The sequence below is a fragment of the Pseudomonas chlororaphis subsp. piscium genome (assembly GCF_003850345.1).
GTDB classification, from domain to species: Bacteria; Pseudomonadota; Gammaproteobacteria; order Pseudomonadales; family Pseudomonadaceae; genus Aquipseudomonas; species Aquipseudomonas piscium.
The window spans coordinates 4,475,114-4,499,993 of sequence record NZ_CP027707.1 but is presented as its reverse complement, the minus strand read 5'-3'; the positions used below and the strand labels follow the sequence as shown (position 1 = coordinate 4,499,993).

General features: G+C 62.1%; 25 protein-coding genes. 11 read left to right on the top strand and 14 right to left on the bottom strand.

All coding sequences use genetic code 11. The features are described 5' to 3' along the window. The first annotated feature begins 27 nt into the window (after positions 1-27). Positions 28-2,298: an ATP-dependent Clp protease ATP-binding subunit ClpA gene (gene clpA / locus C4K38_RS20230; protein ID WP_023964421.1), complete on the top strand. Its 2,271-nt coding sequence runs from the start codon at positions 28-30 to the stop codon at positions 2,296-2,298. A 120-nt stretch (positions 2,299-2,418) separates the two neighbouring features. Here the strand turns inward: clpA and infA are convergent, their stop codons facing one another. From infA to trxB, 4 genes are all read right to left on the bottom strand, one after another. Next, positions 2,419-2,637 (bottom strand): translation initiation factor IF-1, encoded by a 219-nt coding sequence (gene infA / locus C4K38_RS20225; RefSeq protein ID WP_002553999.1) that lies wholly within the window; start codon positions 2,635-2,637, stop codon positions 2,419-2,421. Positions 2,638-2,737: 100 nt separating this feature from the next. After that, a complete protein-coding gene (locus C4K38_RS20220) occupies positions 2,738-3,445 on the bottom strand; it encodes an arginyltransferase (protein ID WP_007929216.1) in 708 nt (235 codons plus the stop codon). 57 nt (positions 3,446-3,502) lie between these two features. Continuing rightward, complete coding sequence (aat, locus tag C4K38_RS20215; RefSeq protein WP_053279901.1) at positions 3,503-4,183, bottom strand: leucyl/phenylalanyl-tRNA--protein transferase; 681 nt, start codon at positions 4,181-4,183, stop codon at positions 3,503-3,505. A gap of 71 nt (positions 4,184-4,254) precedes the next feature. Then, positions 4,255-5,205 (bottom strand): thioredoxin-disulfide reductase, encoded by a 951-nt coding sequence (trxB, locus tag C4K38_RS20210; protein WP_053279900.1) that lies wholly within the window; start codon positions 5,203-5,205, stop codon positions 4,255-4,257. A gap of 318 nt (positions 5,206-5,523) precedes the next feature. Here trxB and ftsK point away from each other — a divergent pair, with 318 nt between their 5' ends. From ftsK to cysG, 6 genes are all read left to right on the top strand, one after another. After that, positions 5,524-7,932: a DNA translocase FtsK gene (gene ftsK, locus C4K38_RS20205; protein WP_081001549.1), complete on the top strand. Its 2,409-nt coding sequence runs from the start codon at positions 5,524-5,526 to the stop codon at positions 7,930-7,932. A gap of 69 nt (positions 7,933-8,001) precedes the next feature. Continuing rightward, positions 8,002-8,625 carry an outer membrane lipoprotein periplasmic chaperone LolA gene (gene lolA, locus C4K38_RS20200; protein WP_007929220.1) on the top strand — a complete coding sequence of 208 codons (624 nt, stop codon included), beginning with the start codon at positions 8,002-8,004 and terminating at the stop codon, positions 8,623-8,625. 30 nt (positions 8,626-8,655) lie between these two features. Further along, positions 8,656-9,981: a replication-associated recombination protein A gene (locus C4K38_RS20195; RefSeq protein WP_053279898.1), complete on the top strand. Its 1,326-nt coding sequence runs from the start codon at positions 8,656-8,658 to the stop codon at positions 9,979-9,981. Then, positions 9,978-10,352, top strand: a complete 375-nt coding sequence (crcB, locus tag C4K38_RS20190; protein WP_053279897.1) for a fluoride efflux transporter CrcB — start codon at positions 9,978-9,980, stop codon at positions 10,350-10,352. The genes C4K38_RS20195 and crcB overlap by 4 nt, the downstream gene beginning before the upstream one ends. A 16-nt stretch (positions 10,353-10,368) precedes the next feature. After that, positions 10,369-11,649 carry a serine--tRNA ligase gene (gene serS, locus C4K38_RS20185; protein ID WP_053279896.1) on the top strand — a complete coding sequence of 427 codons (1,281 nt, stop codon included), beginning with the start codon at positions 10,369-10,371 and terminating at the stop codon, positions 11,647-11,649. Continuing rightward, positions 11,650-13,044, top strand: a complete 1,395-nt coding sequence (cysG, locus tag C4K38_RS20180; protein ID WP_053279895.1) for a siroheme synthase CysG — start codon at positions 11,650-11,652, stop codon at positions 13,042-13,044. Between the two features lie 99 nt (positions 13,045-13,143). Here the strand turns inward: cysG and C4K38_RS20175 are convergent, their stop codons facing one another. The 8 genes from C4K38_RS20175 to C4K38_RS20140 form a co-directional block, all read right to left on the bottom strand. Further along, positions 13,144-14,151, bottom strand: coding sequence for a glutathione S-transferase family protein (locus tag C4K38_RS20175; protein ID WP_053279894.1), 1,008 nt, complete (start codon positions 14,149-14,151; stop codon positions 13,144-13,146). Positions 14,152-14,240: 89 nt separating this feature from the next. Further along, entirely contained in the window at positions 14,241-15,242 is a 1,002-nt protein-coding gene (locus C4K38_RS20170) for a glycosyl transferase family protein (protein WP_053279893.1), read from the bottom strand. Then, positions 15,239-15,574 carry a TusE/DsrC/DsvC family sulfur relay protein gene (locus C4K38_RS20165; RefSeq protein ID WP_025804683.1) on the bottom strand — a complete coding sequence of 112 codons (336 nt, stop codon included), beginning with the start codon at positions 15,572-15,574 and terminating at the stop codon, positions 15,239-15,241. Before C4K38_RS20165 ends, C4K38_RS20170 begins: the two co-directional genes overlap by 4 nt. Then, complete coding sequence (gene tusB, locus C4K38_RS20160; RefSeq protein WP_053279892.1) at positions 15,571-15,870, bottom strand: sulfurtransferase complex subunit TusB; 300 nt, start codon at positions 15,868-15,870, stop codon at positions 15,571-15,573. The genes C4K38_RS20165 and tusB overlap by 4 nt, the downstream gene beginning before the upstream one ends. Next, positions 15,870-16,232 carry a sulfurtransferase complex subunit TusC gene (gene tusC, locus C4K38_RS20155; RefSeq protein ID WP_009049762.1) on the bottom strand — a complete coding sequence of 121 codons (363 nt, stop codon included), beginning with the start codon at positions 16,230-16,232 and terminating at the stop codon, positions 15,870-15,872. Before tusC ends, tusB begins: the two co-directional genes overlap by 1 nt. A gap of 3 nt (positions 16,233-16,235) precedes the next feature. Further along, complete coding sequence (tusD, locus tag C4K38_RS20150) at positions 16,236-16,628, bottom strand: sulfurtransferase complex subunit TusD (RefSeq protein ID WP_053279891.1); 393 nt, start codon at positions 16,626-16,628, stop codon at positions 16,236-16,238. A gap of 64 nt (positions 16,629-16,692) precedes the next feature. Further along, positions 16,693-17,397, bottom strand: a complete 705-nt coding sequence (locus C4K38_RS20145) for a YoaK family protein (protein WP_053279890.1) — start codon at positions 17,395-17,397, stop codon at positions 16,693-16,695. A 51-nt stretch (positions 17,398-17,448) separates the two neighbouring features. Further along, positions 17,449-17,781 carry a DUF6388 family protein gene (locus C4K38_RS20140; protein WP_053279889.1) on the bottom strand — a complete coding sequence of 111 codons (333 nt, stop codon included), beginning with the start codon at positions 17,779-17,781 and terminating at the stop codon, positions 17,449-17,451. A 282-nt stretch (positions 17,782-18,063) separates the two neighbouring features. Here C4K38_RS20140 and C4K38_RS20135 point away from each other — a divergent pair, with 282 nt between their 5' ends. After that, positions 18,064-18,312 (top strand): DUF1652 domain-containing protein, encoded by a 249-nt coding sequence (locus C4K38_RS20135; RefSeq protein ID WP_053279888.1) that lies wholly within the window; start codon positions 18,064-18,066, stop codon positions 18,310-18,312. An 83-nt stretch (positions 18,313-18,395) separates the two neighbouring features. Here the strand turns inward: C4K38_RS20135 and C4K38_RS20130 are convergent, their stop codons facing one another. Then, complete coding sequence (locus tag C4K38_RS20130; RefSeq protein WP_053279887.1) at positions 18,396-18,632, bottom strand: DUF6555 family protein; 237 nt, start codon at positions 18,630-18,632, stop codon at positions 18,396-18,398. Between the two features lie 415 nt (positions 18,633-19,047). Here C4K38_RS20130 and C4K38_RS20125 point away from each other — a divergent pair, with 415 nt between their 5' ends. The 3 genes from C4K38_RS20125 (at position 19,048) to C4K38_RS20115 (ending at position 22,399) form a co-directional block, all read left to right on the top strand. Beyond that, on the top strand, positions 19,048-19,383 hold the full coding sequence (locus C4K38_RS20125) for a hypothetical protein (protein WP_053279886.1): 336 nt from the start codon (positions 19,048-19,050) through the stop codon (positions 19,381-19,383). 712 nt (positions 19,384-20,095) lie between these two features. Continuing rightward, on the top strand, positions 20,096-21,742 hold the full coding sequence (mqo, locus tag C4K38_RS20120; protein ID WP_053279885.1) for a malate dehydrogenase (quinone): 1,647 nt from the start codon (positions 20,096-20,098) through the stop codon (positions 21,740-21,742). 258 nt (positions 21,743-22,000) lie between these two features. Beyond that, positions 22,001-22,399, top strand: coding sequence for a hypothetical protein (locus tag C4K38_RS20115; RefSeq protein ID WP_053279884.1), 399 nt, complete (start codon positions 22,001-22,003; stop codon positions 22,397-22,399). Positions 22,400-22,411: 12 nt separating this feature from the next. On the opposite strand, the gene C4K38_RS20110 is transcribed toward C4K38_RS20115, so the two are convergent. Continuing rightward, a complete protein-coding gene (locus C4K38_RS20110; RefSeq protein WP_053279883.1) occupies positions 22,412-24,595 on the bottom strand; it encodes a TonB-dependent siderophore receptor in 2,184 nt (727 codons plus the stop codon). Positions 24,596-24,880: the final 285 nt, after the last annotated feature.

Genomic DNA, 24,880 nt, shown 5'->3' with positions numbered 1-24,880 from the left:
CCGACCACTTGGGTATGAGGTGAAGCTATGTTAAACCGCGAGCTCGAAGTCACCCTCAATCTCGCCTTCAAAGAGGCTCGTTCGAAGCGTCATGAGTTCATGACCGTCGAGCACCTCTTGTTGGCTCTTTTGGATAATGAGGCCGCCGCCACCGTTTTGCGTGCCTGCGGAGCAAACCTCGACAAACTCAAGCACGACCTGCAGGAGTTCATCGACTCCACCACGCCGCTGATTCCTGTGCATGACGAGGATCGCGAAACCCAGCCAACCCTGGGCTTCCAGCGTGTACTGCAGCGTGCTGTCTTCCATGTGCAGAGCTCGGGCAAGCGCGAAGTGACTGGCGCCAATGTGCTGGTTGCGATCTTCAGTGAGCAAGAGAGTCAGGCGGTGTTCCTGCTGAAACAGCAGAGCGTTGCCCGTATCGATGTCGTCAATTACATCGCCCATGGCATCTCCAAGGTGCCCGGGCATGGCGATCATTCTGAAGGTGAACAGGATATGCAGGACGATGAAGGCGGTGAGTCTTCCTCTTCAGGTAATCCGCTGGATGCTTATGCCAGCAACCTCAATGAACTGGCACGCCAGGGGCGTATCGATCCGTTGGTGGGGCGTGAGCAGGAAGTCGAGCGTGTGGCGCAGATTCTCGCGCGCCGGCGCAAGAACAACCCGCTGCTGGTAGGCGAGGCCGGTGTAGGTAAAACCGCGATCGCCGAAGGCCTGGCCAAGCGCATCGTCGACAGCCAGGTGCCTGATCTGCTGGCCAACAGCGTGGTGTATTCCCTGGATCTCGGTGCGTTGCTGGCGGGTACCAAATACCGCGGCGATTTCGAGAAGCGCTTCAAGGCGTTGCTGGGCGAATTGAAGAAACGTCCGCAGGCGATCCTGTTCATCGACGAGATTCACACCATCATTGGCGCCGGCGCGGCGTCCGGTGGGGTGATGGATGCCTCGAATCTGCTCAAGCCGCTGCTTTCCTCGGGCGACATCCGTTGCATCGGTTCGACCACCTTCCAGGAATTCCGTGGAATTTTCGAGAAGGACCGGGCCTTGGCTCGCCGCTTCCAGAAGGTCGATGTATCCGAGCCTTCGGTAGAAGATACCATTGGCATTCTGCGCGGCCTCAAGGGGCGTTTCGAGCTGCACCACAGCATCGAGTACAGCGATGAGGCATTGCGCGCCGCGGCCGAACTGGCGTCGCGTTATATCAATGACCGGCATATGCCCGACAAGGCGATCGATGTGATCGACGAGGCGGGCGCCTATCAGCGTCTGCAGCCGTCCGACAAGCGCGTCAAGCGCATCGAGGTGGCTCAGGTCGAGGATATCGTGGCGAAAATCGCGCGGATTCCGCCGAAACACGTCACCAGTTCCGATAAGGAATTGCTGCGTAACCTCGAGCGCGACCTGAAGTTGACAGTGTTCGGCCAGGATGCGGCGATCGACTCGCTGTCGACCGCGATCAAGCTGTCCCGTGCCGGCCTGAAATCGCCAGACAAGCCTGTCGGTTCGTTCCTGTTCGCCGGGCCTACCGGTGTCGGTAAGACCGAGGCCGCGCGGCAGTTGGCCAAGGCGCTGGGCATCGAGCTGGTACGTTTCGACATGTCCGAGTACATGGAGCGTCACACCGTCTCGCGTCTGATCGGTGCGCCTCCGGGTTATGTCGGTTTCGACCAGGGCGGTTTGCTGACCGAAGCTATTACCAAGCAGCCTCACTGTGTATTGCTACTCGATGAAATCGAGAAGGCACATCCGGAAGTCTTCAACCTGCTGCTGCAGGTGATGGATCACGGTACCTTGACCGATAACAACGGGCGCAAGGCGGATTTCCGCAACGTGATCGTGATCATGACCACCAACGCAGGTGCCGAAACCGCGGCGCGGGCTTCCATCGGGTTCACTCATCAGGATCACTCTTCCGATGCCATGGAAGTGATCAAGAAGAGCTTCACGCCGGAATTCCGTAACCGTCTGGACACCATTATCCAGTTTGGTCGCCTCAGTCATGAGGTCATCAAGAGCGTGGTGGACAAGTTCCTTACCGAACTGCAGGCGCAGCTGGAGGACAAGCGCGTCCAGCTGGAAGTCACCGATGCGGCCCGCAGCTGGCTGGCGGCAGGTGGTTACGATGTGACCATGGGTGCTCGTCCTATGGCGCGCCTGATCCAGGACAAGATCAAGCGTCCTCTGGCGGAGGAGATACTCTTTGGCGAACTGGCCGAGCATGGCGGTGTGGTGCACATCGACATCAAGGATGGCGAGCTGACCTTCGAGTTCGAGACCACCGCAGAAATGGCCTGATAGGCCGCAATGAAAAAGGCGCCGCAAGGCGCCTTTTTTATATCTGTTGTGTAGGAATCGGAGTAAATCGCAAGCAAACAAAAACGCCCGGCATGGGCCGGGCGTCTTGTATTGACTTGCTTAGCGAGCGCGGTAAGTGATGCGCCCTTTGCTCAAGTCATAGGGCGTCAGTTCGACGCGCACTTTGTCACCGGTAAGAATACGAATGTAGTTCTTGCGCATCTTGCCGGAGATATGCGCGGTTACGACGTGCCCATTTTCCAACTCCACACGAAACATGGTGTTGGGCAGGGTGTCGACGACAGTGCCTTCCATTTCGAAGCTGTCTTCTTTCGACATGCAGTAAAGCCCTCGGTGTCCAATGAATGGCCCGGTGCAACTGCGCCAGGCAAAAGCGGCGTGCATTGTGCCCGAAAAGTGGGGTTCAAGCCAAGGGCTTCTAGTTCAGGATGACCCATCTCTGGTTAATCAGCAGCTCAATGGGCCGATATTGGGTCTTGTAGTTCATCTTTTTGCAGTTCTTGATCCAGTATCCGAGGTAGACCGCGTCCAGGCCCAGGCGCAAGGCTTCGCCGATTTGCCACAGAATGGCGTAGCGGCCGAGGCTGCGGCGCTCTTCATCGGGCTCGTAGAAGGTGTAGACCGCGGAAAGGCCATTGGGCAGCAGGTCGGTGACGGCCACGGCGAGCAGGCGCCCATCGAGACGGAACTCATAGAACCTGGAGAAGGGCAGGTCGCGAACCAGAAAGGTCGAGAACTGATCGCGGCTGGGTGGGTACATGTCGCCATCGGCATGGCGTTGCTCGATATAACGCTGGTAAAGGTCGAAATACTCTTCGCTGAACCCCGGTTTGACAGGCTGGACCTTCAGGTCGGCATTGCGTTTGAGAATGCGTTTTTGCTGACGATTGGGTACAAACTGCGCGGCAGGAATGCGTGCAGGAACACAGGCATTGCAGTTCTGGCAATGCGGCCGGTACAGATGGTCGCCACTGCGACGAAAGCCCATTTCCGACAGATCTGCGTAGACATGCACATCCATGGGCTGACTAGGGTCGAGGAACAGCGTGGTCGCCTGTTCTTCGGGCAGGTAGCTGCAAGAGTGGGGCTGAGTGGCATAAAACTTCAAACGCGCCAACTCGGTCATGAATCAACCCTCGGGATTAGCTTTGAATTAAGTGTAAGCCACACCGGCAAAACCCGCCTAGGAAACCCATATGGCGCGGCTGGGCTGGTCCAGATGGCGCTGCAGATAGCCGGCGAACTCCTGGCGCGGGATGGCGCGGGCGCCCAGGCTGTGCAGGTGGTCGGTGGGCATCTGGCAATCGATCAGGGCAAAACCCCATGCCCGTAAATGTTGGACCAGCGTGACGAAACCGAATTTCGACGCATTGTCGGCCCGACTGAACATCGATTCGCCGAAAAACAGCTGGCCCATTGCTAGCCCATACAGCCCGCCTACCAGCGACCCCTGATCCCAGACTTCGACCGAATGGGCGTGGCCGCGCTTGTGCAGTTCAAGGTAGGCATCCTGCATCGATTCGGTGATCCAGGTGCCGTCGGCATAGGTCCGTGGCGCCGCGCAGGCGCTGATGACGGCGGCGAAATCCTGGTCGAAGGTGACTTGGTAACGTTGCTTGCGCAGCAGTTTGCCCAGGCTGCGGGAGGCATGCAGCTCGTCTGGAAATAGCACTGTGCGCGGGTCGGGCGACCACCAGAGGATGGGCTGGCCTTCGGAAAACCAGGGAAAGCAGCCGTGGCGATAGGCCTGGATCAGTCGGTCGGCCGACAGGTCGCCGCCGGCGGCCAACAGGCCGTTGGGGTCGCGCAGGGCCTTTTCCAGCGGAGGAAACTCGAAGGTGTTGCGTTGTAACCAGGTCAGCATGGCATTCAGACTTGCGGAAGGGGAGGGCGGTGGCGGGCCTGCAGGGCCCGCCGCAAGCGTAGGTCGGGAGGTCAGTTGTCGTCGAGGAATTTCTCCGCATCCAGGGCCGCCATGCAGCCCGCGCCCGCGGAAGTGACGGCCTGGCGATACACGTGATCGGCTACATCGCCCGCGGCGAATACGCCCTCAATGCCGGTGGTCGTGGCGTCGCCTTCGCTGCCGCCCTTGACCAGCAGATAGCCTTCGCGCATTTCCAGCTGGCCCTTGAACAGGTCTGTATTGGGCTTGTGGCCGATGGCGATGAAGACGCCGGTCAGCGCCAGTTCCTGGGTTTCTCCGCTGAGGCTGTCGCGCAGGCGGGCGCCGGTGACGCCGCTGGCATCGCCCAGCACTTCGTCGAGGTTCTGGTTCCAATGCAGGCGGATATTGCCCTTGGCGGCTTTGTCGAACAGCTTGTCCTGGAGGATTTTCTCCGCGCGTAGCTTGTCGCGCCGGTGCACCAGGTGAACCTCTTTGGCGATGTTGGAGAGGTACAGGGCTTCCTCCACGGCGGTGTTGCCGCCGCCGACCACGGCAACCACCTGATTGCGATAGAAAAAGCCGTCGCAGGTGGCGCAGGCGGATACACCTTTGCCGGCGAAGGCTTCTTCGGAGGGCAGGCCCAGGTACTGGGCCGATGCGCCGGTGGCGATGATCAGCGCGTCACAGCTATAGATGCCGCTGTCGCCCTTGAGGATAAAGGGCCGCTGCTGCAACTCCGCGGTATGGATGTGGTCGTAGACGATCTCGGTGTCGAAGCGTTCAGCGTGTTTTTGCATGCGTTCCATCAGCACCGGGCCGGTCAGTCCTTCGACATCGCCTGGCCAGTTGTCGACTTCGACGGTGGTGGTCAACTGGCCGCCCGCTTGCAGGCCGGTGATGACGGTCGGTTTGAGGTTGGCGCGGGCGGCATAAACGGCAGCGCTGTAACCGGCAGGGCCGGAGCCCAGGATGATCAGGCGTGAATGCTTCGCTTCGGTCATAAAAACACCTCATAAGCCTTTGTCACAAAAGAGAATGCATGCTCAAATTGAATACTGCGTAAAGTGTTCCTGACTTATGCTACACCCAGTATTGAGCAGCGTGGCACGGCGCTTACAAACCCGTACAATGCGGGTTTGCGCGCGTATATGGAATACATCGGCAGTGCACGCGGCAGCTCTTACAGTTTCGCAATGCGTGGGCAGAATGTTAAAAGTAGCCCCAGTTACACTCGTCAACTTTTTTACCTGCCTGGATTGGGCAGTATTTTTTAGTCGATCAACAGTTGGACGCGCCCATGGCGCAGGAAAAGACGCGTTTTGAAGAAATCCACCGCAGCACCTAAAACAGTAGTCCCACTCTGGCGCCAGCATTTGCACTACCGCCTCAAGGAAGGTGCGTTGATCGCCATTGGGGCCTTGTGCCTGTTCCTGATGATGGCATTGCTGACATATGGCAAAGACGATCCGGGCTGGAGTCATAACAGCAAGATCGAAGATGTACAGAACTTCGGTGGTCCTGCCGGTTCTTACAGCGCCGATATCCTGTTTATGGTGTTGGGTTACTTCGCCTATATCTTCCCGTTGTTATTGGCGATCAAGACTTATCAGATCTTCCGTCAGCGCCATGAGCCATGGCAGTGGAGCGGCTGGCTGTTTTCCTGGCGCCTGATCGGCCTGGTGTTCCTGGTGCTGTCCGGTGCCGCGTTGGCGCATATCCATTTCCATGCGGCGACCGGCCTGCCGGCCGGCGCGGGCGGGGCGCTGGGCGAAAGCCTGGGCGACCTGGCCAAGAACGCGCTGAACATCCAGGGCAGTACCCTGATGTTTATCGCGCTGTTCCTGTTCGGCCTGACCGTGTTTACCGATCTTTCCTGGTTCAAGGTCATGGACGTGACCGGCAAGATCACCCTCGACCTGTTCGAGCTGTTCCAGGGCGCCGCCAACCGCTGGTGGGCCGCTCGTACCGAGCGCAAGCAACTGGTCGCCCAGTTGCGTGAAGTGGATGCCCGGGTCGACGAAGTGGTCGCCCCGACCGTGACCGACAAACGTGAGCAGGCCAAGGTCAAGGAGCGCCTGATCGAGCGCGAGCAGGCCCTGAGCAAGCACATGTCCGACCGTGAGAAACAGGTCCCGCCGGTGATCGCCCCGGCCCCGGTAAAAGCGCCCGAGCCAAGCAAGCGCGTGCAGAAAGAGAAACAGGTTCCGCTGTTCATCGACAGCGCGGTCGAAGGCACCTTGCCGCCTATTTCGATTCTCGATCCGGCGGAAAAGAAACAACTCAACTATTCCCCCGAGTCGCTGGCCGCCGTCGGCCATTTGCTGGAAATCAAGCTCAAGGAGTTCGGGGTCGAGGTGTCGGTGGACTCCATCCATCCGGGCCCGGTGATTACCCGTTACGAAATCCAGCCGGCCGCCGGTGTGAAAGTCAGCCGTATCGCCAACCTGGCCAAGGACCTGGCGCGCTCGCTGGCGGTGACCAGCGTGCGGGTAGTGGAAGTGATTCCCGGCAAGACCACCGTAGGTATCGAGATCCCCAACGAGGACCGGCAGATCGTGCGCTTCTCCGAAGTGCTGTCGACCCCGGAATACGACAACTTCAAATCCCCGGTCACCCTGGCCCTGGGCCACGATATCGGCGGCAAGCCGATCATCACCGACCTGGCCAAGATGCCTCACCTGCTGGTGGCCGGTACCACCGGTTCCGGTAAGTCGGTGGGGGTGAACGCGATGATCCTGTCGATCCTGTTCAAGTCCGGCCCGGAAGACGCCAAGCTGATCATGATCGACCCGAAGATGCTCGAGCTGTCGATCTACGAAGGCATTCCGCACCTGCTGTGCCCGGTGGTGACCGACATGAAGGACGCCGCCAACGCCCTGCGCTGGAGCGTGGCCGAGATGGAGCGGCGCTACAAACTGATGGCGAAGATGGGCGTGCGTAACCTGTCGGGCTTCAACACCAAGGTTAAAGAAGCGATCGAAGCCGGTACGCCGCTGACCGACCCGCTGTACAACCGCGAAAGCATCCACGACGAAGCGCCGCTGCTGACCAAGCTGCCGACCATCGTCGTGGTGGTGGACGAATTCGCCGACATGATGATGATCGTCGGCAAGAAGGTCGAAGAGCTGATCGCGCGGATCGCCCAGAAAGCCCGTGCCGCGGGGATTCACCTGATCCTGGCGACCCAGCGTCCGTCGGTGGACGTGATTACCGGTCTGATCAAGGCCAACATTCCGACCCGCATGGCGTTCCAGGTATCGAGCAAGATCGACTCCCGGACCATCATCGACCAGGGCGGCGCCGAACAGCTGCTGGGCCACGGTGACATGCTCTACATGCCGCCGGGCACCAGCCTGCCGATCCGCGTCCATGGCGCCTTCGTCTCCGACGATGAGGTGCACCGGGTGGTGGAGGCCTGGAAGCTGCGCGGCGCGCCGGAGTACAACGACGACATCCTCAACGGTGTCGAAGAGGCCGGTAGCGGCTTCGACGGTGGCAGTGGCGGTGGCGATGGTGACGACGCCGAGACCGACGCGCTGTACGACGAAGCGGTGCAGTTCGTCCTCGAGAGCCGTAGGGCGTCGATCTCCGCGGTGCAGCGCAAGCTCAAGATCGGCTACAACCGCGCGGCCCGCATGATCGAAGCCATGGAAATGGCCGGGGTGGTGACCGCCATGAACACCAACGGCTCCCGCGAAGTGATAGCGCCGGGTCCGATGCGCGACTGAACAATGACCCGACACAGGCGGCGCGACCCTGCGCCGCCGGTTTTTTCCACGAATCTAATGAGGACTCCCATGCGTCTTATCCGCATGTTGCTGGTACCGGTACTGGCTTTAACGACGCTGTCGGCCCATGCCGATCAGAAAGACGTGGCACGCCTGACCCAGTTGCTCGAAAAGTCCCAGACCCTGACCGCGCGCTTCTCGCAGCTGACCCTCGACGGCAGCGGCACCCAGCTGCAGGAAACCGCTGGCGACATGGCGCTGAAGCGCCCGGGCCTGTTCTACTGGCACACCGATGCGCCGCAGGAGCAACTGATGGTCTCCGACGGCAAGAAGGTTTCCCTGTGGGACCCGGACCTGGAGCAGGTCACCATCAAGACCCTGGACCAGCGCCTGACCCAGACCCCGGCCCTGTTGCTGTCGGGCGATGTGTCGAAAATCAGCGAAAGCTTCGACATCAGCGCCAAGGAAGCCGGTGGCGTGGTCGACTTCATCCTCAAGCCGAAAACCAAGGACACCCTGTTCGACAGCCTGCGCCTGTCGTTCCGCAACGGCCTGGTGAATGACATGCAGCTGATCGACAGTGTTGGCCAGCGCACCAATATCCTGTTCACCGGGGTCAAGGCCAACGAGCCGATCGCCGCTTCCAAGTTCAAGTTCGACATCCCCAAGGGTGCCGACGTGATTCAAGAATAAGTCGACGCCAAGAGGTTTCAATCGTCCGCCATGGATCTGTTTCGCAGTGACCCGATCGCCCAACCCCTGGCCGCGCGCTTGCGCCCGGCCAACCTGGACGAGTATGTCGGTCAGGAACATGTGCTCGCCCGCGGCAAGCCTCTGCGCGAAGCGCTGGAGCAGGGGGCCCTGCACTCGATGATCTTCTGGGGGCCGCCGGGGGTGGGCAAGACCACCCTGGCGCGGCTCCTGGCGAAAGTCTCGGATGCGCACTTCGAAACGGTCTCGGCGGTGTTGGCCGGGGTCAAGGAGATCCGCCAGGCGGTGGAAATCGCCAAGCAGCAGGCGGCCCAGTACGGGCGCCGGACTATCCTGTTCGTCGACGAAGTGCACCGCTTCAACAAGTCCCAGCAGGATGCCTTCCTGCCCTATGTCGAAGACGGCACCCTGATTTTCATCGGCGCGACCACCGAGAACCCGTCCTTCGAACTGAACAACGCACTCTTGTCCCGGGCCCGGGTGTATGTGCTCAAGAGCCTCGACGAGGCGGCGCTGCACAAGCTGGTACAGCGCGCGTTGAGCGAAGAGCGCGGGCTGGGCAAGCGTCAGCTGAGTCTCAGTGACGAGGGCTTCCAGATGCTCCTGGCGGCGGCGGACGGCGATGGCCGGCGGCTGCTCAACCTGCTGGAGAACGCCTCCGATCTCGCCGAAGACGGCACGGAAATCGGTGTCGAGCTGCTGCAAAGCCTGCTGGGCGATACCCGTCGGCGTTTCGACAAGGGCGGCGAAGCCTTCTACGACCAGATATCGGCGCTGCACAAGTCGGTCCGCGGCTCCAACCCGGACGGCGCCCTGTACTGGTTCGCGCGGATGCTCGACGGTGGTTGCGACCCGCTGTACCTGGCGCGGCGCGTGGTGCGCATGGCCAGCGAAGACATCGGCAACGCCGATCCACGGGCACTGAGCCTGTGCCTGGCCGCCTGGGACGTGCAGGAACGCCTGGGCAGCCCCGAAGGTGAGCTGGCGGTGGCCCAGGCCATCACCTACCTGGCCTGCGCACCGAAAAGCAACGCCGTGTACATGGGCTTCAAGGCCGCCATGCGCAGCGCCGCCGAACATGGTTCGCTGGAAGTGCCGCTGCACTTGCGCAATGCGCCGACCAAACTGATGAAGCAACTGGGCTACGGCGACGAGTACCGTTATGCCCACGATGAGCCGGATGCCTACGCGGCCGGCGAAGACTACTTTCCCGAGGCGCTGGAGCCACAGCCGTTCTATCAACCCGTGCCCCGTGGCCTGGAGTTGAAGATCGGCGAGAAGCTCAAGCATCTGGCGGAGCTTGACCGGGCCAGCCCCAAGCAGCGGAGAAAACCGTGATCCCATTGATCCTTGCCGTCTCGGTGGGCGGTATTGCCGGCACCCTGTTGCGCTTTGCCACCGGCAACTGGATCAGCGCCAATTGGCCGCGGCACTTCTATACCGCGACGCTGGCCGTTAATATCGTGGGCTGCCTGCTGATCGGCGTGCTGTACGGCCTGTTTCTGATACGCCCGGAGGTGCCCATCGAGGTGCGCGCCGGGTTGATGGTGGGCTTCCTTGGCGGCCTGACGACTTTTTCATCCTTTTCACTGGATACGCTGCGTCTGCTGGAAAGCGGACAGGTACCGCTGGCCCTGGGCTATGCGGCCATCAGCGTATTCGGCGGGCTGCTCGCGACCTGGGCCGGCCTGTCCCTGACCAAACTTTGATAAACGAGAGACCGACATGCTCGATTCCAAACTGTTACGTAGCAACCTTCAGGACGTAGCGGACCGCCTGGCATCCCGTGGCTTTGCCCTGGATGTAGCACGCATCGAAGCGCTGGAAGAACAGCGCAAGACCGTCCAGACCCGCACCGAACAACTGCAGGCCGAACGTAACGCGCGCTCCAAGTCCATCGGTCAGGCCAAGCAGCGCGGCGAAGACATCGCACCGCTGATGGCTGACGTCGAGCGCATGGCGGGCGAGTTGGCGGTCGGCAAGGTTGAGCTGGACGCCATTCAAACCGAGCTGGATTCGATCCTGCAGGGCATCCCGAACCTGCCTCACGAATCGGTGCCGGTTGGCGATGACGAAGAGGGCAACGTCGAAGTGCGCCGCTGGGGCACGCCGACGGCATTCGACTTCCCGATCCTGGACCACGTCGCCCTGGGCGAAAAACACGGCTGGCTGGACTTCGAGACTGCGGCCAAGCTGTCGGGCGCGCGTTTTGCCCTGCTGCGCGGGCCGATCGCCCGCCTGCACCGCGCCCTGGCGCAGTTCATGATCAACCTGCACACCAGCGAGCACGGCTACGAAGAGGCCTACACCCCTTACCTGGTGCAGGCACCGGCGTTGGTCGGTACCGGCCAGTTGCCGAAGTTCGAAGAAGACCTGTTCAAGATCAGCCGTGAAAACGAAGCCGATCTGTACCTGATCCCGACCGCCGAAGTGTCGCTGACCAATATCGTGGCCGGTGAAATCCTCGATTCGAAGCAGCTGCCGATCAAGTTCGTCGCCCACACCCCGTGCTTCCGCAGCGAAGCCGGTTCGTCGGGCCGCGACACCCGCGGCATGATCCGCCAGCACCAGTTCGACAAGGTCGAGATGGTCCAGATCGTCGAGCCATCGACCTCCATGGAAGCCCTGGAAGGCCTGACCGCCAACGCCGAGAAAGTCCTACAGTTGCTGGAGCTGCCTTACCGCACCCTGGCGCTGTGCACCGGCGACATGGGCTTCAGCGCGGTCAAGACCTACGACCTGGAAGTGTGGATCCCGAGCCAGGACAAGTACCGCGAGATTTCGTCGTGCTCCAACTGTGGCGACTTCCAGGCCCGTCGCATGCAGGCGCGCTTCCGCAACCCGGAAACCGGCAAGCCGGAACTGGTGCACACCCTGAACGGTTCCGGCCTGGCGGTCGGTCGTACCCTGGTGGCGGTGCTGGAGAACTACCAGCAGGCCGACGGTTCGATCCGTGTGCCTGAGGTACTCAAGCCTTACATGGGCGGCCTCGAGGTCATCGGCTAAATGGAATTTCTGCCGCTGTTTCATAACCTGCGCGGCAGTCGTGTGTTGGTGGTCGGCGGCGGGGAGATTGCCTTGCGCAAATCCCGCCTGCTGGCCGACGCCGGTGCGCTGCTGCGGGTAGTTGCACCTGAAGTGGAGCCACAGTTGCGCGAGCTGGTCACGGCCAGTGGTGGCGAGTGCCTGTTGCGCGGTTATGTCGAGGCGGACCTGGACGGCTGCGTGCTGATCATCGCCGCCACCGACGACGAACCGCTCAATGCCCAGGTCTCTGCCGATGCTCATCGGCGCTGTGCGCCGGTCAATGTGGTGGACGCGCCGGCCCTGTGCAGCGTGATCTTCCCGGCGATCGTCGACCGTTCGCCACTGGTGATCGCCGTCTCCAGCGGCGGCGATGCGCCGGTGCTGGCGCGCCTGATCCGGGCCAAGCTGGAAACCTGGATTCCCTCGACCTACGGTCAACTGGCCGGCCTGGCCGCGCGTTTTCGCAATCAGGTCAAAGGCCTGTTTCCGGATGTGCAGCAGCGTCGTGCTTTCTGGGAAGACGTATTTCAGGGACCGATCGCCGACCGGCAGCTGGCCGGGCAGGGCGATGAGGCCGAGCGCTTGCTACAGGCCAAGATCGCCGGCGAAGCGCCCCATGCGCCGGGTGAGGTGTATCTGGTGGGAGCCGGGCCGGGCGATCCAGACCTGCTGACCTTCCGTGCCCTGCGCCTGATGCAGCAAGCTGACGTGGTGCTCTACGACCGCCTGGTGGCACCGGCGATTCTCGAGCTGTGCCGGCGCGATGCCGAGCGGGTGTATGTTGGCAAGCGCCGCGCTGATCACGCCCTGCCCCAGGAGCAGATCAACCAGCAACTGGTGGACCTGGCCAAACAGGGCAAGCGCGTGCTGCGTCTGAAGGGCGGTGATCCGTTCATCTTCGGCCGTGGCGGCGAAGAGATCGAAGAGCTGGCGGCCCATGGCATTCCGTTCCAGGTAGTGCCGGGGATTACCGCGGCCAGCGGCTGCGCGGCCTATGCCGGGATTCCGCTGACCCACCGTGACTATGCGCAGTCCGTGCGTTTCGTTACCGGGCACCTGAAAGATGGCACCACCGATCTGCCTTGGGCCGACCTGGTCGCGCCTGCGCAGACCCTGGTGTTCTACATGGGCCTGGTGGGCTTGCCGGTGATTTGCGAGCAACTGATCCAGCATGGTCGCTCGGCGGATACGCCGGCAGCCTTGATCCAGCAGGGCACGACCTCCAACCAGCGAGTGTTCACCGGTACCCTGGCGGATCTGCCGAAGCTGGTGGCGGAGCATGAAGTGCATGCGCCGACCCTGGTGATAGTCGGCGAAGTGGTGCAGCTTCGCGAGAAGCTCGCCTGGTTCGAAGGCGCGCAGTCGCAGGTCTGAAAAGCATCGCGGGCAAGCCTCGCTCCTACAGACAATTGTGCTTCTGTAGGAGCGAGGCTTGCCCGCGATAGCGATCTCAAGAGCAATCGCTCTCCTGAGTTATTTCTTGTTGCCTTGCCAAACCCCACGCCCGCTCAAACGCTCGCGATCATGCGCCGCATCGAAGTCCTGCGCCGGCCCTTTCGGCACGACGCCGGTCGGATTGATGGTGCGGTGGCTGGCGTAGTAGTGCCCCTTGATATGGGTGAAGTCCACGGTCTCGGCGATCCCTGGCCACTGATACAGCTCCCGCAGCCAGTTCGACAGGTTCGGATAATCGGCGATCCGCCGCAGGTTGCACTTGAAGTGACCGTAATACACCGCGTCGAAGCGGATCAGCGTGGTGAACAGGCGGATGTCCGCTTCCGTCAGGTATTCGCCGGCCAGGTAGCGTTTGCTGCCCAGGCGCTGTTCCAGCCAGTCGAGTTCGGCGAACACATCGTCGAAGGCCGCTTCATAGGCTTGCTGCGAAGTGGCGAAGCCGGCGCGATAGACGCCATTGTTCACCGCCGGATAGATGCGCGCGTTCAGTTCGTCGATTTCGCGGCGTAGCGGCTCCGGGTAGAAGTCCAGGCCGTTGCCGCTCAGGTTATCGAAGGCGCTGTTGAACATGCGGATGATTTCCGCCGATTCGTTGCTGACGATGCGTTTTTGCTGTTTGTCCCAGAGCACGGGTACGGTGACGCGGCCGGTGTAGTCGCGGGTATCGGCGGTGTAGCGTTGGTGCAGGAAATCCAGGTGATCCAGCTTGTCGCCGCTGGAGCCCAGGGCCCGGTCGAAAGTCCAGCCTTGTTCCAGCATCAGCCAGCTGACCACCGACACGTCGACCAGGCTTTCCAGGCCCTTGAGCTTGCGTAGGATCAGCGTGCGGTGCGCCCAGGGGCAGGCGAGGGAAACGTACAGGTGATAACGCCCGGCTTCCGCGCGGAAGCCGCCTTCGCCGCTTGGGCCCGGCTTGCCGTCAGCGGTCACCCAGTTGCGGCGTTGCGCCTGTTCGCGCAGGAAGGCGCCGTCTTTGCTGCTTTCGTACCACTGGTCGTGCCAGCGTCCTTCAATCAGCAGGCCCATGAAAAAACTCCTCGGTCAGTGTGCATTGGCGTGCAGTTTAATCCGAGGAGTTCGAACTAATTACGCAAAAGTCGGGCAGTTATGATCGGCTAAATCGATCTGTCGCGAGCATCCCAGTATTGCCGAGCCTGCTCGAACGCCTGTTCCCGGGGCATGCCGAGCCCGCGCAGGGCCAGGGCCATGGTGGCGATCAGCGCCAGTTGCGGGTAGCTGTCCTGCACGTCGCCGCGCCAGACGGCTTTCAGGTGCTCGGGGTCGAGGCTGGCCGGTTTTACATGACGCTGCTCGGACAGCGCCGGCCATTCCTCATCCCAGCTGACGCCGCCGGTGGTGCCGTACAGGTGGCTGGCGCTGTCCGGGTTGATCTCGATTTCACCGCCGTCGCCCTTGATCACGATGACGTTGTCCCCCAGCAGGCCGCTGGCATCGCGGTGCACGCCCTGATAGCCGGGGTGGAAGATGCTTTGCAGGCCACAGCGCGCGCCCAGCGGGTTGAGGATGCGCGCCAGGGAGTGGATCGGCGAGCGCAGGCCCAGGGTGTTGCGCAGGTCGATCATGCGTTGCAGCTGGGGCGCCCAGTCGCCCAAGGGGATGAAGGCCAGGTTGCCCTGGTCCAGCGCGGTACCGACCGCCTGCCAGTCGCGGCACAGCGGGATCTGCAACTGCTCCAGCAATTGCTCGGTGTACAGCCGGCCGGCGGTATGGGCGCCACCGCCGTGCAGCAGGATGCGCACGCCGTTCTGCGCCAGGCACTTGGCGGCCAGCAGGAACCAGGGCAGGTGGCGCTTTTTGCCGGCGTAGCTGGGCCAGTCCAGGTCGACCTTGATCGGCGGCGTCTGCAGGCGCTGGCGCAGGGCTTCGGTAAAGCCCGCCAGTTCTTCGGGGCTTTCTTCCTTGTGCCGCAACAGCATCAGGAAGGCGCCGAGCTGGGTATCCTCGACCTTGTCGTCGAGCAGCATGCCCATGGCTTCACGGGCTTCTTCACGGGTGAGGCTGCGGGCACCGCGTTTGCCTTTGCCGAGAATGCGCACGAACTGCGCGAAAGGATGCTCGGCGGGCGTTTCGGTGGTCAGCGGGGCGAAATCGGTCATAGGCAATTGGTCGGCTTGGGCAGGCCCGCCAGCTTGGCGGCAAGTTTGGCGGGAGTGCCTTTGAACAGTCGGTTCAGGTGCAGGCTGTTGCCCTTGTCCGGGCCCAGCTTCAAGGCGGTGTACTTGATCAGGGGACGGGTCGCGGGCGACAACTGGAACTCTTGATAGAAGCCGCGCAGCAGCTCGAGGATTTCCCAGTGCTCGGGGGTCAGTTCGATCTGTTCCGCCGCGGCCAGGGCGTCGGCCACCTCGCTGGACCAGTCGCCCAGTTCCACCAGGTAGCCGTCCTTGTCCAGGGCGATGGCGCGTTCACCGACAGTCAGTGCGTTCATAACCAGCTGTTGACCTTGTCGTAGTGGATCGACAGGGCGACGAATGCTGGGTAGTCGACACTGGTGGCCCAGGCCGGAACTTCCAGGCCGCGGGCCTGGTGGTCTTCCGCCAGGACGTAGAGCGCCAGCGCCTCGCCGCGTGCCTGCAGGGCCGCCAGTGGCGCGCTGCCAGGTTGCAGGGCGTATACCGCATCGCCACACAGGAGGATGGCATCCTGCGGGCCGAGCAGGCGCAGGCAACTGGTCAGCCGGGAGTCGGTGAAGGGCGAGTGGGACAGCACGTGCAAGGTCGACATCAGAGGGTGATCACCTGGTCAAAACGGTCAATGAGTGCGCCGAGTTCGGCCGGGGCCAGGACCTGCACCTCGTCCAGGTTCAGCGCGGCCGGGTCGAGGCCGCGTTCCGCCACGCTGGCGCCACAGGCGAACACCTGCTCCACACCAAACAGAGACAGCGCCTGCAGATTGGCGCTGAGGTCTTTTTGCTGCACGGCAGCGGCTTGCTGCCCGGGGGCCAGCTGAAACACGCCGTCGTCGAGAAACAGCAGGCCGATCGGCAAATCGAAAGCGCCGCCGGCCAGCACGATATCCAGGGCTTCGCGGGCGCCGGGACCGGACCAGGGTGCCTGGCGGCTGATAATCAGCAGGGATTGCGCCATGTTTCATGGCCCTCCAAAACAGATCAGGCGGTCGGCCGCCTGTACGGCGTCGTGCAACTGGCCGAGCCCGGAAAGCTCCCAGGGTGCGCTCAGGTTGACGGCCGGGCGCTGGTAGCGCGCGGCTTCCTCCTGGTCCAACACCCCGCGGCGCAGGGCCGCGGCAATGCACACCACGCCATCGAGCTGGTGCTCGCTGACGAAGCTGCGCCATTGCGCGGGCAGGTCCAGTTCGTCCTGCGGGGTGACGATGTTGTCCGATGCGCTGTACACGCCATCCTGATAGAAAAACAGCCGCACGATCTCGTGGCCTCCGGCCAGCGCCGCCTGGGCGAATGCCAGGGCGCGGCGCGAGGAGGGCGCGTGAGCGGCGGAAAAAAGGGCAATGGCGAACTTCATGAAGAACTCTGTCTGCAAACCTGGGGCCATGATAAAGCTTTATGCCGGGCCCGGCGAAGTGGCTTTAGCGCGGCATATAGCCCAGTTGCCAGCGATGGGGGATCTTCAGCGACAACAGCCCCAGCAGCGCCGACAGCAGGCCGCTGACGAACAGTGCCGCGAGGCCGAGATGCTGCTCCAGAACGGCGCCCAGCACGGCCCCGGCGAACATGCCGCTCCAGGGCACCAGCTGGATGCGCCAGCCATTGCGCCGCTCGCCGAGCATCCAGCGGCCCAGGCCGCGGCCAAAGCGTGACAGGGCGCCGGTAACATAGGTCAGGCCCACGGGAAGCCCGTTCACTTCCTCGACGGCGGCATTGAGCATGCCCATGGAGATGATCGCCGCCAGCACGGCCGGTAGCCGTTGTTCAAACGGCCAGGCGGCCGCTGCGCACAGCAGCGTGGCAATGCACAGCAGCAGCGGCAAGGCCCGGCGGCCGCCAAAGCGGCTGACGACTATGCCCAGGGCGTTGCCGGCGATGAAGGTGGCCACCAGCAGCACCAGATGCAGGCTCAGGGCGAGGTCGGCATCGCTGATGGCGACGGCCAGGCGCGTGGTGTTGCCGCTCATGAAGGACACGAAGTCCCCGGTGGCCATGAAGCCGATGGCGTCGGTCATGCCGGCCAGCACCGACAGGCTGGCTACCAGGCACAAGCCTATGCGGCCGCGCCATTTCTCGCGGCGCAGCAGGCCCGGGTTAGTTCGGAGGCTGGTGGAAGAGGGCAACATCAGCGTTGACTCATGGTGACAGTGATCCTTTATCGAAGGCCCGAGCTGTGCTCAATCGCGTGGCAGGCCGTGTAGCTCGCAATACTCGGCCCAGGGCATGTCGGCCATTTCCGCCACTTCCCGGTGCACTTCGAGCCGCCGCGCGGCGAATTCTTCCGTGCTCTGCGCGGTCAGTTGCAGGCTCAGTTCCCAGGCAAACAGGCCCTGACGTTCCGCCTCGGCCTCGAAGGCTTCGTGCAGCCGCTCCGCACGGTATTGTTCCTGGGTTTCGCCCCTGGCCTGGGCGGCCAGGGGGTTGAGGTGATCGAGTGCTTCACGAAGCTCCGGGCGCGCCGCGAGAAACTTCTGCAGGGCCACTTCATGCGGGTGTTCGGGTGTGGCCATCGTCGATCCTGGATGGAGTTGGAGGAAGTCGTTTCGGGTTGGCAAGGTGCGCAAGCCCAGCGACCATAGCGCCTGGCCGGTCCAGCGTCAAAATGCGCTCGGCCGACGCTGCCGCGACTGAAGGTCAGGATCGTGCTCGCAGCGTGCCACTGAGCGGATTGGCCTGGCAAAAATGCGGGCTGGGTAACACTTTCCAGTGAATGCCTTGGTATGAGCTGCGTTCTTGTGACCTATTCTCAAGGGGCACTCTCTCCAAGTGGTCCCGCCAAGGAGGAATTTCCCATGCTCTCGATGGACGAGCTTTGCCAGATCCTGGAGTCCGGTTTCCTGCCGCTTTCCTGCACCTGCAGCGTCAACCTCGACGGCTCCCTGGCGATCAAGGTTTTCGAGCCGCAAAGCGGGCGGATCGATCTGTTCATTACCGGGGTCTCGACCGAGCATCTCACCAGTGTTCGGGCGGCGGCCAATTTTGTCGGTGAGTTGCGGACTGAAATCAGGGCGGGGCGTCGGGCATTTGCCGGCGGTTTCTAGCTGTTGTGCAAGTGGATCATTGGACAGGTTGAGCGCTTCCTTGCGCGAGTGTCGGACGGCTGAGCTGTGCGGGGGAGGCAGGGCTAGGTCTTTTCAGACAGCTCTCTCCATTTCGCCAACGTGACGCCGCTGCTCTCCGCGAATCTTTGCATGGTGCGGTAGGTCCCGCCGCAGGGGGTGTCGTGGGTAATCAGGCACCCGGAATGCAGGAAGGCCAGATACCAGGTGTCGCTGTCGCTCAATCGTGCTCCCTGGTAAGTGAAGGTCCTTTGCGAACCTGCGAAACAATAGCGAATCTCGAAAGTCTTGATGCTGTTCATCGCCGCGTCCTTTGGGCTTTGGGGGTGCTGGCGATCCAAGATATTCCCAAAAGGGCGCGTTGGCTTGCACCGCTTATCAGAACTGTAGGAACAGTCGCAGTTTGCTCCTCAAATGCCTCGCAGCATCTTCCTGCATCTATGGCGTCCCGGCTGAAATCGTCCTCAACAGGTGTCATGAACCAGGGTGCAGGAAGGTGCGCAGACGACAGGTAGCAGGAACTTTCCGCCAATCGAGGTCGACGCGGACAAACTGTTATTTGCCTGTTCGGGGACGTGATGGCGTTAACGTTTTTTTGACAGATATCAGGGGATGATCGCGGCTCGGCGATACCGTTCGGCGAAAGAGGCAAGTGCTGCTAACGATCGGCGCGGGTAAATGATACATTTCTCGATTTTTTAGGGATGAGGAAGACATATGCGAGTTTGGCTAGGGGCGTCGCTGATGGGACTGTTGGCCGGGTGTTCGTTACCCACGGCTTTGGCACCGGGCAAGCCGAATGTCAGTGAGCTGACTGGCAAAACGCCGAAAGACTATGCGCAGTGTGTCTTGCCGGTCTGGCAGCGGGAGACGCCCAGGACCATTCAGACCGATATCTCCAATGGCTATCGGATCACCGCTCCTGGCAGCCTGGCGTCGGATGAGGTCGTGGAAGTGGTGAAGTCGAAGAATGGCAGCCTGGTCTCGCTCTACCAGGGAACACCCTGGGCCAAGTCTGCCATGCTGAAAAAGGCCGTGCATGATTGCCTGTAGACCGCTTCATGTCTTGCGTGAAGGGCTTGTCAAAGTGACGGCCCGCTGCCGTTGAGTCGCGCGATCCCACCCACAAAAAAGCCCTGACCGTTCAGGGCTTTTTTGTGCCTGGTATTCGCCGGGTCTTGCCCAGGGCGCTCACCTTGCTCGCATTCAGGCAAGTTCTTGAATCATCAAGGTACTTTTCTGCATAAAAACAGGACAAATCTGACAGTTTTTTTGACGGCTTTATCCGTCCAGTAGACAATGGCGCGTTAGCCACCACCCATGATGGCCATTATGTCCGTTTTCAGCAGGAGGGCTGCCAGGGTTGGGGGCGATCCCTGTGGGCGATACCCGTGGCCTTGCCGCTGTCAGGCGGTGATCGAGGGCGTTGGCAGCAGGCCGATCGTGATACCGGGTGTTGTTGATTCACTCCTTTGGTTACACCCGACTAGTCTCTCTATGGGAATGTGGTTTTAGCGGGCGTTTCGGACCGTCGATCGATGCTGTCCGAAGGCGCCCCAACAAAATAGTGTCACTCAAGTAGCTGAAGCCAATAGCGAATAAGAAGTCAGCGCAGGAGCGACATATAAACTGAGGTCGATAGTGTCATGTCGGCCTTGTGTGCCCACCCTTCAGTTCTTCTGAGTGCGGGAACCCATGGCGGTGCCGGGGCGACTGATGATCGAGAATGGGGGGGCGGATGGCGTTCTATCGTAGGAACTACTGTATGTTGAAAAAAGTGAACACGGCCCTGCTGGGCTTGGCGATGACGATGGGGCTCAGCTCCGCGTACGCCGCCGAGACCAAAAAAGTGGATGTGCTGCTCATCGGTGGCGGCATCATGAGTTCGACCCTGGGTGTCTGGCTCAATGAGCTGGAGCCGGGCTGGTCGATGGAAATGGTCGAGCGTCTCGACGGCGTTGCCGAAGAAAGCTCGAACGGCTGGAACAACGCCGGTACCGGTCACTCCGCCCTGGCGGAACTGAACTACACCCCGGAAAACAAGGACGGCAAGGTCGAGATCGCCAAGGCGATCGAGATCAACGAAGCGTTCCAGATTTCCCGCCAGTTCTGGTCGTGGCAAGTCAAGAACGATGTCCTGAAGAACCCGCGTTCGTTCATCAACTCCACTCCGCACATGAGCTTCGTGTGGGGCGATGACAACATCAAGTTCCTGAAGAAACGCTACGAAGCGCTTCAGGCGAGCCCGCTGTTCGCCGGCATGCAGTACTCCGAAGACCCGGAGCAGATCAAGAAATGGGTCCCGCTGATGATGGAAGGGCGCGATCCGAAGCAGAAGATCGCCGCCACCTGGTCGCCGCTCGGCACCGACGTGAACTTCGGCGAGATCACTCGCCAATTCGTTGGCCACCTGAAAGCCCAGCCGAACTTCTCGCTCAAGCTGTCGAGCGAAGTGGAAGACATCAAGCGTAACGAAGATGGCTCCTGGCGCGTGGTGTACAAGAACCTGAAAGACGGTACTGAAACCCAGACCGACGCCAAGTTCGTGTTCATCGGCGCCGGCGGCGGTGCCCTGCACCTGCTGCAGAAGTCGGGCATCCCTGAAGCCCAGGAATATGCCGGTTTCCCTGTGGGTGGCTCGTTCCTGGTGACCGAGAACCCGGCGATCGCCGAGCAGCACCTGGCGAAGGCCTACGGCAAGGCGTCGGTTGGCGCTCCACCGATGTCGGTTCCGCACCTGGATACCCGCGTGCTGGACGGCAAGCGCGTGATCCTGTTTGGCCCGTTCGCGACCTTCTCCACCAAGTTCCTCAAGGAAGGTTCGTACCTCGACCTGCTGACCACTACCACCACTCACAACATCTGGCCTATGACCAAGGTCGGCATCAAGGAGTACCCGCTGGTCGAGTACCTCGCCGGCCAGCTGATGCTGTCGGATGAAGACCGCCTGAATGCCCTGAAAGAGTACTTCCCTAACGCCAAGGCTGAAGACTGGCGTCTGTGGCAGGCCGGCCAGCGCGTGCAGATCATCAAGCGCGACGAGCAGCTGGGTGGCGTGCTGAAACTGGGCACCGAGATCGTCAGTGCCAAGGACGGCAGCATTGCCGGCCTGCTGGGTGCTTCGCCAGGTGCTTCGACCGCCGCGCCGATCATGCTCAGCGTGTTGGAGAAGGTCTTCAAGGACAAGGTCGCGACTCCTGCCTGGCAGGCGAAGCTGCACCAGATCGTGCCGAGCTACGGTACCCAGCTCAACGGCAGTCCTGAGCGTGTCGCTCAAGAGTGGGCCTACACCAGCGAAGTGCTGCAATTGACTCCGCCTCCGGCCATCGGTCAGACCGCTGCTCCTCAGCAGCCGGCTGGCGACAAGCCGAAAGCGCAAGAGAGCAACCCGTCGGCTGACATGGCTCTGTAATACCCGGTTGCGCCCGACTCGGTCGGCTGCAGCCAATACCCGGAACCCGCTGTCCGTTCCAGGTTAAAAGAACGCCGCTCCCAGGAGCGGCGTTTTTGTTTGTGTGGCGGGCTCAAGAGCCTTTGCCCTGGTGTCCTGCGACCCTGCCTTGCGCCCATGGCGCATTTCTAACCGAAACATCCAGGTCACGCCTGCCCGGGAACTATTGCCGGGAAATCCCTTTCCATAAGCTCGACGCAATGATGCCTGGAGAAGGCGATGTTCAGAGCTGGCTCGTTAATCTCGATCGTCTCGATCTTGCTGTCGATCCCGCTGGATGCCGACGCCGCGCCCGGCACGCAGGCCAACGCCCGGTATTCCAACGACCATGGGAATTGGGATCGCCTTCCCGTGGTCAACTACTACCAGGTGAAAACTCTGTTGCAGGCTTCGAAGCGGGACTGGAGCCCGGCGGTGGCGCTGCCGGCCGATGCCAGGCAGAGCCTGCGCCGGGGCAGGATCTTGCCCAGGCAGCAGTCGCGACGCTTGAGCCCCAGACTGGTCCAGCGGTTGCCGCGTTATGACGGCTACCAATGGTGGCGTGCCGGCTCCGATCTGCTGCTGGTCAGGACCTCGAATCAGATGATCTTCGACGTCCTGGTCGATGCCTTCCAGTAGGGCAGGCCCCGATCAGAAGTTGATCGAGGCGCTCAAGCGCGCGGTCAGGGGCGCGCCCTGGAACAGGTAACCATCGCCCATGTACTCACCGGCGTCACGCCAGTAGCGCTTGTCGAACAGGTTGTCCACAGTCAGCCGGAATACGGTGTCGTAACCGTCGATGCGGGTGCTGTAGCGGCTGCCGATATTGAACACGGCGTAGCTGCCGGTCTGTACCTCACCTTCGCGATTGGCATACTTGCGACCGCTGTACTGCACCCCGCCGAGCAACGCCAGGCCATCGAACCAGGGCAGGGCGTAGTCGCCATAGAGGCTGGCGCGCAGGGTCGGCACGTTGAGCGCCTGGTGACCTTCATACTCCGGGGTGTCGCTGCCGGTGACCCGCGCGCGGATTGCCGCGACGCTGGCCGAGACCTGCAGGCGTTGCGTGGCCCAGCCATTGGCCGAGAGTTCCAGGCCGGTGTTCTTCTGTTCGCCCTGCTGGGTAAAGGTAAAGGTGCCGTCGCCATTCGGCCGGGAATACTGGTAGGGCTGGCGGATCTGGAACAGCGTCGCGGCCAGGCTGATGCGCTGCCAGTCGTATTTGATGCCGGCCTCGATCTGCCGCGACACGGTGGGGGCGAGGATTTCAAAGGCATTGCTGGCGAACCACGGTGCTTCGCCGCCCAGGGACAGGCCCTTGCTGTAGCGGGTGTACAGCGCCAGGTCCTGCACCGGCTTGTAGATCAGCGCGGCCTGGGGCAGGAACACATAACGCTGGGTGTGGCGGGGGGTGTCGCCCTGGCTGTCGAAGGTTTCCTCGTCCAGGCGTACCTCGCGCCCGCCGAGCAGGGTCTGCCAGTGTTCGTTGAAGCTGATCCGGTCGTTGAAGAACAGTCCGTACTGGCGGCTGTCCAGGCGTCGATAGGAGTCGTTGAGCGGGCCGTCGTAACGGGAGAAGTCCGCTGGCTCAGCGTTGATGTTGGCGCTGCCGATCATCTGGTTGATCGGGTCGCGCTTGTCCACCACGCGGCGGAACGCGCTGGTCCCGACGCTGAGTTCGTGACCCAGGCCGCCGGTGTCGAAGCTGCCGTTGAGGACGCCCTGCACTTCATCGTTGCGCCGGGTATCGTCGGGGCTGCGGAAGTCGTAGATGTCGTAGTCGCCCTCGGGGCTGAAGTGATTGGGCACCGCCGTGCCGGCGCAACTGGCGGCGCCGTAGCAACCCCAGGCGAACGAGCTGTAGTCGTCGATCACCACCCGGCTGCGCGAGGCGCTGAGGTTGCCTTTCCACTGATCGCTGAAGCGGTATTCGAAGTTGCCGTTGAGGTTCAGCGCGTCGGTGCTGACCGGCTTCGAACCGCTCTGGTGCGCCAGGAGTTTTTTCGGCGAGGCGTGGTGCGGCAGGCTGGAGCCGCCGAGCAATTGATAACCCGGGGCCGAGCGCTGTTCCTTGGTCTGGTACTCGACGTCCAGTTGCAGCAGGGCGTCGGGGCTGATGTTCCAGTCGAAGGCCAGGGAGGCGAAGTCGCGCTGGCCATTGGTGTGTTCGACGTAGGAGTGGATGTCCTCGTGGGCCAGGTTGGCGCGCAGCCCGAACTGCTGTTCGCTGCCGAACCAGCCGCCGACGTCGGTGGCCACATAGCCGCTGCCGCGATCGTCGGTGGAGACCGTGACCGAACGCACGTCGGTGGGGCGCTTGGTCACGTAGTTGATCAGCCCGCCGGGTTCGCTGACGCCGCTCTGCAGGCCGTTCAACCCCTTGAGCAATTCCACCTGCTGCTTGTTTTCCAGGCCGACGTTCTGCTCGCCGGTGATGCTGCGGCCGTTGATCCGGTAGCTGCTGGCGGCGTTCAGCGAGAAACCGCGCACCGTGAAGTTCTCGTAGTAGCCGACCGGCGCATAGCTTTCGCCTACCGAGGCATCGTTCTTCAGCACCTCGCTGAGCAGGCGGGCCTGCTGGTCCTTGATCAAGGCTTCGTTGATCACCGCAATCGAGGCTGGCGTGTCGAGCAGCGGAGCCGATTCGAAACCGCCGACCGCGGCGCTGCTGGCCTGATAGCCGGAGCGGTCTTCGCCGGTCACGGTCAGCGCCGGCAGTTCGGTTTCGGCGGCCTGGGTCACGGGCGCGGCACCGGCCAGCAGCAGGCCCAGCAAATTGCGTGCGAACCGCGGGGCGGGCAGCCCCTGGCGGGAGGCCCGGTAAAGCATATCCATGAAAAGCTCCTCGACGATGGCGATCCCGGACCAGGCGAATACCAGGCACAGAGGCCCAGGCGCGCTCGGGAAAGCGTCGTGCTGTTTAAGACGGGGGAAGCGCTGTGTGCCCTGAAGGCGTCAGGCCGGATTTGCTCCGGTGGTCATTGGCAAGACGAAATCCGCGACCCATTCTTGAAGCGCGCCATCATACAAGAGATCGGGCCCGCGGCATGCACGGTCCCTGTAGGCGCGAGGCTTGCCCGCGATGGCGGCCTGCCTGACCCACCGCGTCGCCTGGATCGC

Excerpts from the sequence above, each read along its gene's own strand:
- clpA (WP_023964421.1), top strand. The coding sequence starts at position 28 with ATGTTAAACCGCGAGCTCGAAGTCACCCTCAATCTCGCCTTCAAAGAG.
- infA (WP_002553999.1), bottom strand. The coding sequence starts at position 2,637 with ATGTCGAAAGAAGACAGCTTCGAAATGGAAGGCACTGTCGTCGACACC.
- C4K38_RS20220 (WP_007929216.1), bottom strand. The coding sequence starts at position 3,445 with ATGACCGAGTTGGCGCGTTTGAAGTTTTATGCCACTCAGCCCCACTCT.
- aat (WP_053279901.1), bottom strand. The coding sequence starts at position 4,183 with ATGCTGACCTGGTTACAACGCAACACCTTCGAGTTTCCTCCGCTGGAA.
- trxB (WP_053279900.1), bottom strand. The coding sequence starts at position 5,205 with ATGACCGAAGCGAAGCATTCACGCCTGATCATCCTGGGCTCCGGCCCT.
- lolA (WP_007929220.1), top strand. The coding sequence starts at position 8,002 with ATGCGTCTTATCCGCATGTTGCTGGTACCGGTACTGGCTTTAACGACG.
- C4K38_RS20195 (WP_053279898.1), top strand. The coding sequence starts at position 8,656 with ATGGATCTGTTTCGCAGTGACCCGATCGCCCAACCCCTGGCCGCGCGC.
- serS (WP_053279896.1), top strand. The coding sequence starts at position 10,369 with ATGCTCGATTCCAAACTGTTACGTAGCAACCTTCAGGACGTAGCGGAC.
- cysG (WP_053279895.1), top strand. The coding sequence starts at position 11,650 with ATGGAATTTCTGCCGCTGTTTCATAACCTGCGCGGCAGTCGTGTGTTG.
- C4K38_RS20175 (WP_053279894.1), bottom strand. The coding sequence starts at position 14,151 with ATGGGCCTGCTGATTGAAGGACGCTGGCACGACCAGTGGTACGAAAGC.
- C4K38_RS20170 (WP_053279893.1), bottom strand. The coding sequence starts at position 15,242 with ATGACCGATTTCGCCCCGCTGACCACCGAAACGCCCGCCGAGCATCCT.
- C4K38_RS20165 (WP_025804683.1), bottom strand. The coding sequence starts at position 15,574 with ATGAACGCACTGACTGTCGGTGAACGCGCCATCGCCCTGGACAAGGAC.
- tusB (WP_053279892.1), bottom strand. The coding sequence starts at position 15,870 with ATGTCGACCTTGCACGTGCTGTCCCACTCGCCCTTCACCGACTCCCGG.
- tusC (WP_009049762.1), bottom strand. The coding sequence starts at position 16,232 with ATGGCGCAATCCCTGCTGATTATCAGCCGCCAGGCACCCTGGTCCGGT.
- tusD (WP_053279891.1), bottom strand. The coding sequence starts at position 16,628 with ATGAAGTTCGCCATTGCCCTTTTTTCCGCCGCTCACGCGCCCTCCTCG.
- C4K38_RS20145 (WP_053279890.1), bottom strand. The coding sequence starts at position 17,397 with ATGTTGCCCTCTTCCACCAGCCTCCGAACTAACCCGGGCCTGCTGCGC.
- C4K38_RS20140 (WP_053279889.1), bottom strand. The coding sequence starts at position 17,781 with ATGGCCACACCCGAACACCCGCATGAAGTGGCCCTGCAGAAGTTTCTC.
- C4K38_RS20135 (WP_053279888.1), top strand. The coding sequence starts at position 18,064 with ATGCTCTCGATGGACGAGCTTTGCCAGATCCTGGAGTCCGGTTTCCTG.
- C4K38_RS20130 (WP_053279887.1), bottom strand. The coding sequence starts at position 18,632 with ATGAACAGCATCAAGACTTTCGAGATTCGCTATTGTTTCGCAGGTTCG.
- C4K38_RS20125 (WP_053279886.1), top strand. The coding sequence starts at position 19,048 with ATGCGAGTTTGGCTAGGGGCGTCGCTGATGGGACTGTTGGCCGGGTGT.
- mqo (WP_053279885.1), top strand. The coding sequence starts at position 20,096 with ATGTTGAAAAAAGTGAACACGGCCCTGCTGGGCTTGGCGATGACGATG.
- C4K38_RS20115 (WP_053279884.1), top strand. The coding sequence starts at position 22,001 with ATGTTCAGAGCTGGCTCGTTAATCTCGATCGTCTCGATCTTGCTGTCG.
- C4K38_RS20110 (WP_053279883.1), bottom strand. The coding sequence starts at position 24,595 with ATGGATATGCTTTACCGGGCCTCCCGCCAGGGGCTGCCCGCCCCGCGG.